Origin of the sequence: Aquimarina gracilis, assembly GCF_035285365.1 — a bacterium.
In the GTDB taxonomy this organism is placed as follows: domain Bacteria; phylum Bacteroidota; class Bacteroidia; order Flavobacteriales; family Flavobacteriaceae; genus Aquimarina; species Aquimarina gracilis.
In genome coordinates this window covers 327,139-342,168 of the sequence record NZ_JAYKLX010000004.1, presented here as the reverse complement: position 1 = coordinate 342,168, position 15,030 = coordinate 327,139, and the positions used below count along the sequence as shown (strand labels likewise).

Genomic DNA, 15,030 nt, shown 5'->3' with positions numbered 1-15,030 from the left:
TTTAAATGGTTCTACCTGTGTTAATAACATTTACATTGTTAAATCTGGTTGTAGAACTTCCGTGAGACACAGCACTTATTTGAGAAGGCTGTCCTTTTCCGTCAAAGAATGATCCGAACATTCGATAATCGCTCTCGTCACATATCTTTGTACAAGAATTCCAAAATTCTTGTGTGTTAGATTGGTAAGCAACATCATCCAACATTCCTACTATCTTACCATTCTTAATCTCATAAAATACAGTTCCTCCGAACTGGAAATTGTATCGTTGCTGATCAATAGAATACGAACCTCTACCGGCTATATAAATTCCTTTTTCAACATCTTTAATCATATCATCAATAGAGTACTTTTCCTTACCTGGTTCAAGAGAAACATTAGGCATACGCTGAAACTGTACATCATTCCAACTTTGAGAATAGCAACATCCATGCGATTCATTTTGATCGATCATATGTACTTGATCTCTTATTGCCTGATAGTTCGTCAAAATTCCATTTCGAACAAGGTCCCACTTTTTCGTTTTTACTCCTTCATCATCATATCCTACCGCTCCCAGGGACCCTACCTGAGTTTTATCGGCTACAAGATTTACTATATCACTTCCGTACTTGAAGTTTTTGGACTTCCATTTATCTAAGGTCGCAAAACTAGTCCCTGCATAATTGGCTTCGTATCCTAATACCCTATCTAATTCTAATGGGTGTCCTACAGATTCATGAATAGTTAATCCTAAATGATTTGGTTCTAGGACCAGGTCATATTTACCTGCCTCTACTGATTTGGCGGTAAGACGTTCTTTAGCTTGTTTTGCAGCCATAGTGGCATCCTCAACCATATCATAGCTATTTCTGTATAGCTTTAATCCCTCTGGACCTTGTAACTTTTCTGAAGCCAAACCATCCATATATTCATACCCCATACCCATTGGAGCACTCATGGCTTGTCTCGATTTAAATTTATTAGATGCTCTGTCAATTGCAGTTACATTAAAAGTAGGCCAAATACGATGAACATCCTGATCGATATACGAACCGTCTGTAGATGCAAAATACTTTTGTTCATTTACCATAAATAGAGCAGAATTCACAAAATTCGCTCCATTCTTTAAAGCAGCAGCATTTGCTGAAAGTAATAGATCAACTTTTTCAGAAACAGGTACTTCTTTAAAATCCTTTTTTATTGGAGTTTTCCAAGTAACTTCTCCATGCGACTGCACCGGGGCCAATTTCACAGGAACTTTCTGAATTTTTGAATTAGCCTTGGCTATAGCAACAGCTTGATCGGTTGCTTTTTTTATACCTTTTTCGGTAACATCATTGGTAGAAGCGAATCCCCAAGTACCATTAGCAACCACTCTTATCCCAATACCAAAAGACTCGGTATTAACTACATTTTGAACTTTATCTTCTCTGGTAAATACATACTGATTTAAATACCTACCAATTCGTGCATCGGCATAGGATGCACCCAAAGATTTTGCGGTATTAAGTGCAATATCCGCCAGTTTCTTTTTGATTGCTATATCCATACCAGGATTTAGCAAAGCTTCTGCAGAAATGTCATTTCCCACTAATAGGGAAGGCATCATTAATGCTCCAGACCCAAGTCCTGCATATTTAACAAAATCTCTTCGTTTCATATAAGCCTCCTTTTTGATTGAATGAATATTAATTTGTTTGTGTTATACTTTAATCCCTTATAACCAGTACGGTCAAAATAGTGCCAACTGTAATTGATTATAATTTTGACTAGCTCTAAAAATAGAAAATTTATAGCAATTGACAATAAATTGCCGATGGGTACAAAAAGTAAAATATTAAACAAGATACAAGTAGTTTAAGTAGTTAAAAAATAATAATAAATAGCTGATTATAAACATATTACAACCTCTTAAGAAAATGAATTCAGTCAAAAAAATCACGATATTACATGTTTAAACGAACCTAATACATTCACCATCAATAGCACTAAAGTTTTGTTAAACTTTCAGGGTATCGACCCATAAATCAAAGCGTAGAGTAAGACAAAAACACAAAACCTTTATTGTTTGTTTCGTTTCCTTTTTATGATTGATTCTTTAAGCTGATCGTCTCGAAATCCTATGCTACAATACATTTTTCGAATATTCTTACCGGTTTAACAAAGCCGATTTTCAGACAAAGAGAAACAATTTGGAGATGTCATCTTCTTTTTAAAATAAAAAAAATTTATGCTTTACATAATTTATATAAATAAAAATAAATTGAAAAGTCTTCTCAATTTTGTATCGATTAAATACAAATCATAATTAAACAAATAAGAAAATGGAAACAATGACAAAAAAAGAACAAAACGTTAAACTTATCGAAGGTACCTTTACTCCTTCTGAAGCAGCTGATATACTAATCTCTATGATTAGTAAGAAAATTAACTTTCACAAACTACAACGCCTTAGCGCCCTAGAGCAATATTGTGATGACAACACATTACATCTAGACGATCGTATAGAGCAACTCAAAAAGGCAGAAGAAGATGTTAAATCTCTTATTGTGTTGGCAAGAAATCAAGGAAATAAATTTAAGATTAAAGGAACCGTGGAAATTGAATTAATCAAGTAATAACCATTACTTATTTTTCCCTACAATTACATTCCTTCTAATCATATATGGATTTACATTTACTGATTGACAATCTTACTAATCCTGCTCTTCTTTTCTTCTTTCTCGGAATTATTTCGGTTAGATTAAAAAGTGATTTAGAAATTCCTCCTAATTCCTCTAAATTTATATCACTTTATCTTCTACTCTCGATAGGTTTTAAAGGAGGGCAGGAATTAGCCCATAGCAACCTTGACTTTGAAATTATTTGGTCACTCCTATTCGGTATTATATTGGCCTTGGTAGTACCCATATATTCTTATTACATCTTAAGAAGAAAATTTAGTGTTCATAACGCTGGAGCAATAGCTGCGGCTTATGGATCTGTAAGTGCTGTAACATTTGTTACTGCAATCTCTTTTCTTGAACTTGAGCAAATACCCTTTGGCGGACATATGGTTGCCGTTATGGCTCTAATGGAAGCACCATCCATTATTGTAGGAGTGCTCTTGATGTCTATATACAACAAAGATAAAAACGATCAAATTCCTATTAATAAAGTCATAAAACATTCTTTTACCAATGGGAGTGTACTTTTAATTTTAGGAAGTTTATTAGTAGGGTTTTGGGCAAATGAAGAACAAGCCCAAGGAATAAAACCGTTTACCACCGATATCTTTAAAGGTTTTCTTGCTGTTTTTCTTTTAGATATGGGTATTACTAGCGGAAGAAAATTATCGGCCTTTCTTAAAAAAGGATGGTTTGCATTTTTGTTTGCTATTATAATGCCAATTGTAAACGGTTCTTTAGTTGCAGTTATTAGCGCTACATTTACAAGTAGTGAGGGTAACCGGTTTTTGTTTGCAATTTTGGCCGCAAGTGCATCATATATAGCAGTTCCCGCAGCAATGCGAATGGCTGTTCCAAAAGCAAATCCCGGTTTGTATATACCTATGGCATTAGCCATAACATTCCCTTTCAATATTACTCTGGGTATGCCGCTTTACTTATGTCTTATAAGAATCTTTTAAAAAATAAATAGTATAAAAAGGAAGCAAAAAATACCCATCTATAAATCAAAAGAAATTCTGTTACCAATAATAAGATAGGTTTTATATGAATTTTAATATATAGAAGAACGTTTAGGAATGATATTTGAAGATATAAAAGATATGAAAATGAATATAATGTAGCATGAAACACCTACTCAAATCTAAATCAAAAATGTACCTTTTTAGAAAACATCCCTCAAGGCTCCTAATAAAAATTGATGCCTTATATAGAAGTGTGATCTCAAAACTTCCTTTGTCTAATCGTATAAACTATTGCGAATCTTTAATATACCGAACCAACAAAGACCTTTTACAAACGAATTGTCGCCTGAAAAAGCGAAGATTAAAAAGATTATTAAAAGCAGCACAAATAGAAATAAAAGAACTTAGATGATGATGGCGTTAACATATTTATTAACTGTTAAACTCCTCAAAGTTATTCTTTATAATTGCATCTTTTTCAACCTTAACATGTTCTAGAAATGCATTGGCCACAAGAGAAAATTTCTTATTCTTTAACCAAATCATATTCCAATTTGATTTAATCGGAAAGCCTTTTACAGGTATAATTTGTAATCGACCAGCACTTAATTCGTTGCGTATACCTATCAAAGGCATTATTGAATAACCCAACCCAGCCAGGACTGCTTGTTTTACAGCTTCGTTTGAGGTTAGTTCCATTTTCTTTCTTACTGGTAGGTTATTTTTTTCAATAAACTTTTCCATAGTATGTCTGGTTCCCGAACCAGGTTCCCTATAAATCAAAGGTAACTTGGTGAAAATTGATTTATCATATATCTTATTTTCGAACTTTTGCTCAGTGTTACCTACCAGGTACAATTGATTTTCCATTAATTCAGTCTTTTCGATCTGTAAATTTGTAGGTAGTACAGAAACCAAAGAGAAATCAACAGTATTCAACTCTAAGCTTTCCAAAACTTGCGCCTTATTAGTAACATCTAGTACGAGATCTATTCCTTCATGTTTTTTTATAAAATCAGACAAAAAATAGGGCATTACATACTTTCCTGTAGAAACTACCGAAATCTTTAACACACCCGATAACTGGCCCTGATATGCCATTGTTTTATAACTAATCTCCCTTACCTCTTCCAGAATTCGTTCGGCGGCAACTGCTATTTCTTTTCCAAAATCTGTAATGTATAATTTTCGGCCAATTACCTCGGTGAGCGGTAATGGAAATTGATCTTGGAAATTCCTCAATTGTATCGAAACCGCAGGCTGGGTAAGATGTAACTCTTCAGAAGCTTTAGTTATACTCTGTTTCTCTGCTATTTTCAAAAATATTTGTAATTGGTGGAGTGTATAATTCATAATATATTTTAATATAAATCATAATAAATATAAATAAAAATATATGAATATTGTTTAATAACTTTATGAAAATTCATTTTGTTCAACTTAAATAACATATGTATGAAAACAAAGATTTTTTTGCTGATTGGAACTCTATTGTTATTTACAAATTGTGCAGTCATTAGGCCTGGTGAAGCAGGGGTAAAACAAACTTTAGGTAAGTTTTCTAACAAAGTTTCTACCCAAGGCACCATCTTTTACAACCCCTTTATAAGTAAAGTTATTAAAGAATCTACACAAACTAACAACATTAAACTTATTCTTAGTTTACCAAGTAAAGAGGGGCTTAGTGTTAATTCTGAAATTTCAATTCTTTATCGTCTGGAACTAGATAAAATACCTTCGGTTTTAGAAAACCTAGGACAAGATTATGAATCTATAATTACTAGTGTCTTTAGGTCAGCTTCATCAGATGTATGTGCAAAGTTTTTTGCCAAAGACATGCATTCTGGAATGAGAGCAAAAATTGAAGAAGAAATAAAAACGAAAATGAAAGGGAATCTTGAAAAACAAGCCGACGGTATAGATCTTATCGCGGTATTAATGAAAAGTATACAACTACCTCGAGGGCTTGCAAATTCTATAGAACGAAAATTACAAGCCGAACAAGATGCCATGCGCATGGAATTTGTAATACAACAAGCCAAACTTGAAGCAGACAGGAAGATAATTGATGCTGAAGGGGCACGAGATGCCCAAAAAATATTATCTGAAGGTTTGACCGAAGAAATTATAAAAATAAGAAGTATCGAGGCTTTTAATGAATTATCAAGATCTACAAACAGCAAAGTAATTATTACCGATGGAAAAACTCCATTCCTTATAGAAACCAAAGACTAATATTTATCAATCTTAAATTTTTAAAATTATGGAATTACTACTTGAACAAGCACTAGAATTCGAAAGAAAAAAAATAACACATATGACTACCAGCGATAGAGTATCTGCATCTCGAGAAGCTAAGAATCTTGTGCTAAATATTAATAAAATTTATAAAAAAACCAGAGATCCTAGGCTCATGGAGATCATGAAAAAAATAACAGTTAAGAAAAGAAAAATTGAAAAACGACTGAGAGGTTTAGTCGATACAATTTGATTTCCAATCTTCATTTCTGCGTAATATAGTCCGGGCAACCCCTATGAAGAGACCCGGACTATATTTAATATGTATAATACACTAATAAAAAAAATGAAAACCATATTTGAATATACCAATGTTAGCGCCAGCACTCGACTAGAATCCTTTACTATCAAAAAACTTGAAAAAATTTTTAAACAATATCCATTTGTAATACGGAGTGATATATTTTTCAGAAAGGAAAACAAAAGTGATCAAAAAGGTCATATCTGTGGGATACAATTAAGTGCGCCCGGACCTCGAATTTATGCTTCATCAGATGAAAAAACTTTTGAAGGCGCCATAAGTAATACCATCGACGATTTAATTGATCAACTACAAAAAAGAAAGATGAAGCTTTATAAATCTTCACAAATCAAAGCCTTCAATAAAGATTAAGTTCCTAGTTATCAAAAACTTCTCAAGCACAAGAAGTACTTCTTGCTCATTTAACAATTATCATCATAAAAATATTTTGTCTAAGGAATAGTTAAATCTTTTGTTAAAACATAAATAAACTTCTTATATTTAGCCCTAACTATTCAAAAACTAACATTTCACATAATTAAAGTCATGTGTAAAATATGACTTTACGGTTGAGCCACACAACCGAAGAGTACCGAAATGACTCATAGCACCACACTATGGGGATTTTCAAAGGATTAGTAGTACGGTAAAATGTTAAAAACAAACCAATTTTAGATGAAAACAAACGCTATTTATTTAGGCGTAATGTCCCTTTTGCTATGCTTCAGTTGCGCCGATGAAAAAAAATCGAAAAAGGAGTCCATTACTATTGGAACAAAAAAAGAAAAAACAACCGAAGTAAAAAAGAAATCTTCTGCTCCAGTTATTTTGGACAACAAAGGTGTAGGACCAATTACATCGATCACGTTTGACAATGAAATTGATCAGAAACTAGCAAATCAGGGTGAACAATTGTTCAAATCCAAATGTCTTGCTTGCCATAAAGCAAAACAAAAGTTTATTGGCCCTGCTATGGCGGGTATATACAAAATACGTAGTCCAGAATGGGTAATGAATATGATTATGAATCCCACAGAAATGTTAGAAAAGGACCCTGTGGCAAAAGCGTTATTAAAAGAATACAATAACACTATAATGATCAATCAAAATATACCAGAGACCGAAGCCAGAGCAATGGCAGAATGGTTTAGAACTTTAGAAGAATAAAATCACTCAAATAATTTAAAAAAGATATATGAAAAATGAACCTCAATACGATGCTATAGTCGTAGGAACCGGGATAAGCGGTGGCTGGGCTGCCAAGGAGCTTTGTGAGAAAGGATTAAAGACTTTGGTGTTAGAACGTGGTCGCATGGTTCGACATATCGAAGATTATACAACCATGAACGATGACCCTTGGGACTCCGAATTTAAAGGTGAGCCAACCAGAGCCCAAATTGCAGAACAAGAAAAACAACATCGAACAGGATATGTTACCGACCAGGAACATCGGCACTTCTTTGTAAATGACCTTAAACACCCGTATAATGAAACAAAAAGGTTCGACTGGATTCGAGGATACCACGTTGGTGGAAGATCACTCATGTGGGGCCGTCAAAGTTATAGATTAAGCGATATCGATTTTGAAGCCAACAAGAAAGAAGGAATTGCCATAGATTGGCCAGTACGTTATGATGATATTGCACCTTGGTATGATAAAGTCGAGGAGTTTATCGGCGTAAGTGGAGAGAAATTAGGATTGGAGCAATTACCAGATGGACAATTTCTGCCCCCTATGGAATTAAATTGTGTTGAGGATCACTTAAAATCGAACATTGCTCAAAATTATAATGATAGATTACTTACCATTGGTAGAACAGCACATATCACCGGTACAAAAACTTTTGAGGGGCGTATGAACTGCCAATATCGCAATCGCTGTATGCGAGGGTGTCCTTTTGGAGCATATTTCAGCAGTAATTCCTCTACGCTTCCTGCAGCAGAACGGACGGGTAACATGACACTGCGTCCTAACTCTATTGTTCATCAAGTAATATATGATGACAAAACAGGAAAAGCCACGGGCGTTAAGGTTATAGATGCAGAAACTAAAGAGACTTTTGAATATACTGCCAAAGTAATTTTCTTGTGCGCTTCTGCCATTGCTTCTGCAAGTATTCTTATGCAATCCAAATCAGAACGATTTCCAAATGGTATGGGGAACGATTCTGGAGAATTAGGTCATAACATCATGGATCATCATTTTAAAGCCGGTGCTATCGCTTCTTTTGATGGTTTTGAAGATAAATATTATAAAGGCCGAAGACCTAATGGAATTTATATCCCCAGGTTTAGAAATATTGGTGGAGAAACCGATCAAAAAACATTCAAACGTGGATATGGATATCAAGGAGGAGCAAGTCGTGAAGATTGGCGCGAAACCATCTCAGAACTTGGATATGGCGCCGAACTTAAAGAAAATATTCTTAAGCCCGGTAAATGGAGAATCGGATTGATGGGCTTTGGTGAATGTTTACCCTATCACGAAAATAAAATGACAATGGATTATGAAAAGCTCGATGAATGGGGGCTTCCTACGGTTACTTTTGACGCCGAATTCAAAGAGAACGAATTAGAAATGCGTAAAGATATGGTTAGCCAAGCTATGACAATGCTCAAAAAAGCTGGTTTCAAAGATATTGAACCCTGGGATGACATAGGAGCTCCCGGATTAGGAATCCATGAAATGGGAACTGCAAGAATGGGTAATGATCCTAAGACTTCGGTTCTTAATAAGCACAACCAAATTCATGCCGTACCCAATGTATATGTTACCGACGGTTCTTTCATGACCTCTGCCAGTTGCGTAAATCCATCTCTTTCATATATGGCATTTACCGCCCGAGCGGCAGAACATGCCGCAAAACAAATTCAAAAAAATGCTTAATTCTATACTTATGATGAACAGAAGACAAGCCATAAAAAACATAGGATTATCAGCTGGATATATAGCTGCTACTCCTGCAATTCTAAGTGTTCTGCAAAGTTGTACTGCAGAGATTCAGTTAAATTGGATTCCCGAATTGCTATCCCAAGACGAAGCAAAGGTTCTAGATCAACTCGTAGATCTAATTATTCCTGAAACCGATATTCCTGGAGCAAAATCTTTAAACGTAGGTATGTTTGTAGATAGATATATGAATCAGGTGGCCCAAGAAGAGGAAGCGGGTATGTTCAAACAAACTGCAGGCATCGTTCTTTCCGAACTTGGAATCAGCGAAGAAAAACCAGTCAAAAAAGTGAAGATTGAAGAATATGACGCTCTTTTAAGCAAGTATCTCAGATCTTCTAAAGAGCAACAAGAAACATATGAAGAAGAAATGGAACAAATAAAAAGTCCGGCAGATTTTGAAAAAATATCAAAAGACGCAAAGGTATTCTTATTCCTATCTGCAGTTCGTGGGCTTTCCATATGGGGTTTTAAAACCAGTGAAGAAATTGGTGAAAATGTACTGGCATATGCGCCTGTTCCAGGAGAACAAATTGGATGTGATTCTGTAGAAAAATTAACTGGCGGAAAAGCCTGGTCACTATAAACTTTATTTTAAATCATGCAAAAAACCATCATCACAGGGCTTATTCTAATTGTATTTTTAGGGTCCTGTAAAAAAAATACTTCCCAAAGTTCTGAAAATCAAAACGAAGAATCTACCGGAGAAATCGTTCAAGAAGAAACCGAGCCATTTTTTAAACTTTCATTGGCACAATGGTCACTTCATAAAGCCATTCAATCGGGAGAAATGAATCCCATGGATTTTGCTCAAAAAGCTAAAGAATTAGGTTTTGATGGCCTCGAATATGTAAGTCAATTATATACAGAAGAACTAAAAAAAGATCCAGATCCAGAGAAGGCCCTGCAAATGCTTTTGGAATCTTTGAAAGCCAAAAGCAAGGAATATAATGTTCAGAATCTTATCATTATGGTTGATGGCGAAGGAGATCTTGCTGTTGTTGATGAAAAAGAACGAAATGATGCTGTAGAAAAACATAAGAAATGGGTTGATGCCGCACAATTTTTAGGTTGCCATTCTATAAGAGTAAATCTTTTTGGAACCAACGACCCCAAAAAATGGGTTGAAGCTTCTATTGATGGACTAAGAAAACTATCAGACTATGCCGCTACCAAAAATGTTAACGTAATTGTCGAAAATCATGGGTATCTTTCATCAAATGCTTCGCTATTGATAGAAGTTATGCAAAAAGTAAACAAACCAAACTGCGGCACCTTACCCGATTTTGGCAATTTTTGCCTGGAACGCGAAGGTGGCGCCCGATGGGGAGCAAAATGTGTCAAAGAATACCCAAAGTATCAAGGTGTTCAGGAAATGATGCCTTATGCCAAAGCAGTAAGTGCAAAATCGTATGATTTTGATGCCGCAGGAAACGAAACCACAATTGACTATAAAAAAATGCTTGAAATTATTAAAAAATCAGGCTACAACGGTTTTATCGGTGTAGAATTTGAAGGTGAAAGACTTAGCGAAATAAAAGGAATTACCGCCACCCGAGATTTATTAATAAATGCCGCAAAACAGCTTAACTAACCAAACAACTTTATATGAAGACAACAACTCAGATCCAACTTTCCCTGATGATGTTTTTAGAATTCTTTATCTGGGGAGGCTGGTTTGTAACCATGGGTATATATTTACCCAATACATTAAAAACTAGTGGTGGTGAAATCGCCATGGCCTACTCTACACAATCGTGGGGTGCTATCATTGCCCCTTTTATTATTGGTTTGATAGCCGATCGTTTTTTTAATGCCGAAAGAATCTTGGGAATCCTACATCTCATAGGAGCTTTTTTAATGTATCAAATGGCCAATACAACCGACTTTGGTGCGTTCTACCCTTATGTTTTGGGATACATGATCGCTTATATGCCTACTTTGGCATTGGTAAATTCAGTTTCATTCAACCAAATGAATGATCCAGCTAAGCAATTTTCATTTGTTAGGGTATTTGGAACTATAGGATGGATTGTTGCCGGTTTAGTAATTAGTTATATATTTCATTGGGATTCAGAAGAAGGAGTTGCCAACGGATTGCTTAAAAACACGTTCTTGATGACAGCGATTGCTTCTGCAGTTTTGGGCGTTTTTAGTTTCACACTTCCAAAAACACCCCCTAAAGTAAGTAAAGATCAAAAAATAAGCGTTTCAGATATCTTGGGACTAGATGCTTTGAAACTTCTAAAAGATAGAAATTTCCTGTTCTTTTTTCTGGCTTCTATTCTTATTTGTATTCCTTTGGCATTTTATTACCAACATGCCGGGCAGTTTTTAGGTGAAATCGGAGTTGCAAACCCAGCGGCAAAAATGACAATTGGTCAAGCATCAGAAGTAATTTTTATGTTACTTCTCCCCTTCTTCTTTAAGAAATTTGGTTTCAAAAAGACGCTTTTGGTAGGAATGCTTGCTTGGACCTTAAGATATTTGTTATTTGCCTATGGAAATGCAGGTGAATTAGCTTTTATGCTCATTACAGGAATTGCATTGCACGGAATCTGTTATGACTTTTTCTTTGTATCTGGTCAAATATACACCGATAGCAAAGCCGGAGAAAAATTTAAAAGTGCCGCGCAAGGGTTGATTACTTTGGCAACCTATGGCCTTGGAATGTTAATTGGGTTTTATGTGGCAGGAAAAATAACCGATAGCAATATTATTTCTGAAGGACAGCACGACTGGAACAGCATATGGGTATTCCCAGCCATATTTGCAGCTGTTGTAATGCTATTATTTGCCGTATTTTTCAAAAATGAAAATGTAGAATATAAAGAATAACTCTTATGACCAGACTAAAAATGGGAATGGTTGGTGGTGGTATTGGCTCATTTATTGGAGATGTACACCGAAAAGCAGCCAGTATTGATGGATTGATCGATTTGGTGTGTGGAGCCTTTTCTAGTAACGAAGAAAAAAGCATTGCTTCTGCAGAAGCATTGGGGATTCCTCAAAAAAGAGCGTATGGTAGTTTTGAACAAATGATCCTTGAAGAAGCTAAACTTCCTGAAGACGAACGCATGGATTTTGTGGCTATTGTGACCCCAAATCACGTGCACTTTCCTCCTGCAAAAATGGCCCTTGAACATGGTTTCCATGTAATCTGTGATAAGCCTTTAACCTTGACTTTGGATGAAGCCATCGAGTTGGAAAAAATTGTAAATTCCTCTGGAAAAGTTTTTGCACTTACGCATAATTATACAGGATATCCAATGGTCAAACAGGCTAGAGCAATGATTGCCAAGGGAGATCTTGGAGTTATTAGAAAAATCAATGTACAATATTTACAAGGATGGTTGGCAACTGCAGTAGAAAAAACAGGTCAAAAACAAGCGGCTTGGCGAGTTGATCCAAAAAAATCTGGGATTGGTGGCGCTCTTGGAGATATCGGTACTCATGCCGAAAATTTGGCAGAATATATTACTGGTATTCAAATTGAAGAACTCGCCGCAGATGTTACTGCATTTGGAGAAGGAAGAGTTCTTGATGATGATGGCAACATTTTGCTACGTTTTGAAAATGGTGCAAAAGGAACAATGACCTTTTCTCAAATAGCAACAGGAGAAGAAAACAATTTGGGTATTGCGGTTTATGGAACAAAAGGAAGTATTGAATGGTACCAGGAAAATCCAAACGAATTGATAGCTCGTTGGCTCGACAAACCTAAACAAATATTTACACCTGGAGGAAATGGTAGTTACCCCGAGGCATCCGATTATGTTCGTATCCCAGCAGGTCATCCCGAAGGGTATCTGGAAGGGTTTGCAACCATTTATAGAAGTTTTGCAAAAGAGTTACAACAGATTAACTCGGGAGATACAGCTTCTACTCTACCCGATTTTCCTACTGTAAAAGACGGAGTAAGAGGGATGAAATTTATTTATGCAGCTGTTGAGAGCAGCAATAACAACGCTACTTGGACAAAAATTTAATCGCATGAAAACAATTAAAGGACCCGCAGTATTCTTGGCCCAATTTATGGATGATAAAGAACCGTTTAATTCTTTGGACGGATTATGCAAGTGGGCTTCAGATCTTGGATATAAAGGTATACAAATCCCCACTTGGGAAACACGCTTAATAGACTTGGACAAGGCCGCAGAAAGTCAAACATATTGTGACGAACTTAAAGGTAAAATAGCAGATTATGGCTTAAAAATTACAGAATTGTCTACTCATTTGCAGGGGCAATTAGTTGCCGTACATCCGGCTTATGATATTATGTTTGACAATTTTGCGCCTGATAATCTAAAAAATAATCCTGGTGATCGAACAAAATGGGCGATACAACAAGTAAAAAATGCTGCTACTGCAAGTCGTAGACTTGGAATAAAAGCACATGCTACATTTTCTGGAGCGCTACTTTGGCATACTATGCACCCATGGCCCCAACGACCGGCAGGTCTTGTCGAAATGGGCTTTGAAGAATTGGCCAAACGATGGTTACCCATTCTTAATCATTTTGACAAAGAAGATGTAGATGTTTGTTATGAAATTCATCCTGGCGAGGATCTTCATGATGGAGTAACTTTCGAGCGGTTTCTGGAAGCCACGGGAAATCACAAGCGCGTGAACATCTTATATGATCCTAGTCATTTTGTTCTTCAACAATTGGATTATCTCGAGTATATTGATCATTATCATGAATTTATTAAAGCCTTTCATGTTAAAGATTCAGAATTTAATCCTACAGGAAAAAAAGGAGCTTTTGGAGGATATAGTGATTGGATCGATAGAGCCGGCAGGTATCGTTCTCCCGGTGACGGGCAGGTAGACTTTAAAACCATCTTTTCAAAACTTACACAGTACGGTTGCGATGTTTGGGCAGTGATGGAATGGGAATGTTGCATAAAATCACCTGAGCAAGGAGCCAGAGAAGGAGCACCATTTATTAAAAATCATATAATCGAAGCTACACAAAAAGCTTTTGATGATTTTGCTGGTGCCACTATTGATAAAGAACAGTTAAAAAAGATCTTAGGCTTATAACCAACTAAAAAACCAATGAAATGAAAAGAATTATTTATTCTATATCAATACTTACAATTTTTATCTCATGCAATGAAAAAACCACAACTACAGTAGTTGAGGAAGAAAAAGAAGAGATTAAAACTACTACTCCATCAAAAAAAGAAATTACCGATCCAAAAGAAACTGAAGTTTGGGAGCCCGAACCAAAGGCAATATCTTTTAATGAAAATAATGTTCCATCAGACGCAGTGGTTCTGTTCGATGGATCCAATTTGGAAGCATGGGTTTCTGCAAAAGATTCAGTATCTGCGGCAGGATGGATCATAAACCCCGATAAAACCATGACGGTCAAACCGGGTACCGGAGATATTCAGACCAAGCAAAATTTTGGAAGTATTCAATTACATTTAGAGTGGAGTGCACCAGATGTGATTGAAGGTAATGGACAAGGTCGTGGTAACAGCGGTGTGTTTTTTCAGAATAAATACGAAGTACAGATTTTAGATAGCTATCAAAATAAAACATACGCCAATGGTCAAGCAACTTCGGTATACAAACAACATATACCATTGGTAAATGCAACAAAGGCGCCCGATCAATGGCAGGCGTATGATATTATTTTTCACGCTCCTGAGTTTGATAATGACGGAAACAAAACAAAATCGGGAACTTTTACTGTGATTCACAATGGAGTTTTGGTACAAGATCATGTTGAGATTCTTGGAACTACAGAATATATTGGCCCGCCAAAAAATCCTGTACATGGCAAAGGTCCAATAAAATTGCAAGATCATAGCAACCCTGTACAATATAGAAATATTTGGGTAAGAGCATTGTGATGAAGAAATCAAATACTACAATGATATGGGTTATGGTGATTGCCGCGGCAATCACCATAAT

Annotated in this window: 15 protein-coding genes; 13 read left to right on the top strand and 2 right to left on the bottom strand. The window is 35.8% G+C overall.

What is annotated here, in order from left to right:
- Position 1: 1 nt before the first annotated feature.
- Positions 2–1,642, bottom strand: a complete 1,641-nt coding sequence (locus tag U6A24_RS10010; protein WP_324179827.1) for a TldD/PmbA family protein — start codon at positions 1,640–1,642, stop codon at positions 2–4.
- 664 nt (positions 1,643–2,306) lie between these two features.
- On the opposite strand from U6A24_RS10010, the gene U6A24_RS10005 reads away from it, so the two are divergent.
- Together U6A24_RS10005 and U6A24_RS10000 are read left to right on the top strand one after the other, a co-directional pair.
- Positions 2,307–2,600, top strand: a complete 294-nt coding sequence (locus U6A24_RS10005) for a hypothetical protein (RefSeq protein WP_324179826.1) — start codon at positions 2,307–2,309, stop codon at positions 2,598–2,600.
- Positions 2,601–2,647: 47 nt separating this feature from the next.
- Entirely contained in the window at positions 2,648–3,610 is a 963-nt protein-coding gene (locus U6A24_RS10000) for a sodium-dependent bicarbonate transport family permease (protein ID WP_324179825.1), read from the top strand.
- 435 nt (positions 3,611–4,045) lie between these two features.
- Here the strand turns inward: U6A24_RS10000 and U6A24_RS09995 are convergent, their stop codons facing one another.
- Positions 4,046–4,966 carry a LysR family transcriptional regulator gene (locus U6A24_RS09995; protein ID WP_324179824.1) on the bottom strand — a complete coding sequence of 307 codons (921 nt, stop codon included), beginning with the start codon at positions 4,964–4,966 and terminating at the stop codon, positions 4,046–4,048.
- A gap of 102 nt (positions 4,967–5,068) precedes the next feature.
- Here U6A24_RS09995 and U6A24_RS09990 point away from each other — a divergent pair, with 102 nt between their 5' ends.
- The 11 genes from U6A24_RS09990 (at position 5,069) to U6A24_RS09940 (ending at position 14,969) form a co-directional block, all read left to right on the top strand.
- Positions 5,069–5,848, top strand: a complete 780-nt coding sequence (locus U6A24_RS09990) for a prohibitin family protein (RefSeq protein WP_324179823.1) — start codon at positions 5,069–5,071, stop codon at positions 5,846–5,848.
- 28 nt (positions 5,849–5,876) lie between these two features.
- Entirely contained in the window at positions 5,877–6,104 is a 228-nt protein-coding gene (locus U6A24_RS09985; RefSeq protein ID WP_324179822.1) for a hypothetical protein, read from the top strand.
- Between the two features lie 93 nt (positions 6,105–6,197).
- Entirely contained in the window at positions 6,198–6,524 is a 327-nt protein-coding gene (locus tag U6A24_RS09980; RefSeq protein ID WP_324179821.1) for an HPF/RaiA family ribosome-associated protein, read from the top strand.
- A 303-nt stretch (positions 6,525–6,827) separates the two neighbouring features.
- Positions 6,828–7,319, top strand: coding sequence for a c-type cytochrome (locus tag U6A24_RS09975; protein WP_324179820.1), 492 nt, complete (start codon positions 6,828–6,830; stop codon positions 7,317–7,319).
- A 28-nt stretch (positions 7,320–7,347) separates the two neighbouring features.
- Positions 7,348–9,039: a GMC family oxidoreductase gene (locus U6A24_RS09970; RefSeq protein ID WP_324179819.1), complete on the top strand. Its 1,692-nt coding sequence runs from the start codon at positions 7,348–7,350 to the stop codon at positions 9,037–9,039.
- A complete protein-coding gene (locus U6A24_RS09965; RefSeq protein ID WP_324179818.1) occupies positions 9,032–9,688 on the top strand; it encodes a gluconate 2-dehydrogenase subunit 3 family protein in 657 nt (218 codons plus the stop codon). The genes U6A24_RS09970 and U6A24_RS09965 overlap by 8 nt, the downstream gene beginning before the upstream one ends.
- A 15-nt stretch (positions 9,689–9,703) precedes the next feature.
- Entirely contained in the window at positions 9,704–10,696 is a 993-nt protein-coding gene (locus tag U6A24_RS09960) for a sugar phosphate isomerase/epimerase family protein (protein ID WP_324179817.1), read from the top strand.
- Between the two features lie 14 nt (positions 10,697–10,710).
- A complete protein-coding gene (locus U6A24_RS09955) occupies positions 10,711–11,940 on the top strand; it encodes a nucleoside permease (RefSeq protein ID WP_324179816.1) in 1,230 nt (409 codons plus the stop codon).
- Positions 11,941–11,945: 5 nt separating this feature from the next.
- Entirely contained in the window at positions 11,946–13,091 is a 1,146-nt protein-coding gene (locus U6A24_RS09950) for a Gfo/Idh/MocA family protein (RefSeq protein WP_324179815.1), read from the top strand.
- A gap of 4 nt (positions 13,092–13,095) precedes the next feature.
- Positions 13,096–14,148: a sugar phosphate isomerase/epimerase family protein gene (locus tag U6A24_RS09945; RefSeq protein WP_324179814.1), complete on the top strand. Its 1,053-nt coding sequence runs from the start codon at positions 13,096–13,098 to the stop codon at positions 14,146–14,148.
- Positions 14,149–14,168: 20 nt separating this feature from the next.
- A complete protein-coding gene (locus U6A24_RS09940; RefSeq protein ID WP_324179813.1) occupies positions 14,169–14,969 on the top strand; it encodes a 3-keto-disaccharide hydrolase in 801 nt (266 codons plus the stop codon).
- Positions 14,970–15,030 lie beyond the last annotated feature (61 nt).

Bases quoted from the DNA above. Each gene is read 5' to 3' on its own strand.
- U6A24_RS10010 (WP_324179827.1), bottom strand. From the start codon at position 1,642: ATGAAACGAAGAGATTTTGTTAAATATGCAGGACTTGGGTCTGGAGCA.
- U6A24_RS10005 (WP_324179826.1), top strand. From the start codon at position 2,307: ATGGAAACAATGACAAAAAAAGAACAAAACGTTAAACTTATCGAAGGT.
- U6A24_RS10000 (WP_324179825.1), top strand. From the start codon at position 2,648: ATGGATTTACATTTACTGATTGACAATCTTACTAATCCTGCTCTTCTT.
- U6A24_RS09995 (WP_324179824.1), bottom strand. From the start codon at position 4,966: ATGAATTATACACTCCACCAATTACAAATATTTTTGAAAATAGCAGAG.
- U6A24_RS09990 (WP_324179823.1), top strand. From the start codon at position 5,069: ATGAAAACAAAGATTTTTTTGCTGATTGGAACTCTATTGTTATTTACA.
- U6A24_RS09985 (WP_324179822.1), top strand. From the start codon at position 5,877: ATGGAATTACTACTTGAACAAGCACTAGAATTCGAAAGAAAAAAAATA.
- U6A24_RS09980 (WP_324179821.1), top strand. From the start codon at position 6,198: ATGAAAACCATATTTGAATATACCAATGTTAGCGCCAGCACTCGACTA.
- U6A24_RS09975 (WP_324179820.1), top strand. From the start codon at position 6,828: ATGAAAACAAACGCTATTTATTTAGGCGTAATGTCCCTTTTGCTATGC.
- U6A24_RS09970 (WP_324179819.1), top strand. From the start codon at position 7,348: ATGAAAAATGAACCTCAATACGATGCTATAGTCGTAGGAACCGGGATA.
- U6A24_RS09965 (WP_324179818.1), top strand. From the start codon at position 9,032: ATGCTTAATTCTATACTTATGATGAACAGAAGACAAGCCATAAAAAAC.
- U6A24_RS09960 (WP_324179817.1), top strand. From the start codon at position 9,704: ATGCAAAAAACCATCATCACAGGGCTTATTCTAATTGTATTTTTAGGG.
- U6A24_RS09955 (WP_324179816.1), top strand. From the start codon at position 10,711: ATGAAGACAACAACTCAGATCCAACTTTCCCTGATGATGTTTTTAGAA.
- U6A24_RS09950 (WP_324179815.1), top strand. From the start codon at position 11,946: ATGACCAGACTAAAAATGGGAATGGTTGGTGGTGGTATTGGCTCATTT.
- U6A24_RS09945 (WP_324179814.1), top strand. From the start codon at position 13,096: ATGAAAACAATTAAAGGACCCGCAGTATTCTTGGCCCAATTTATGGAT.
- U6A24_RS09940 (WP_324179813.1), top strand. From the start codon at position 14,169: ATGAAAAGAATTATTTATTCTATATCAATACTTACAATTTTTATCTCA.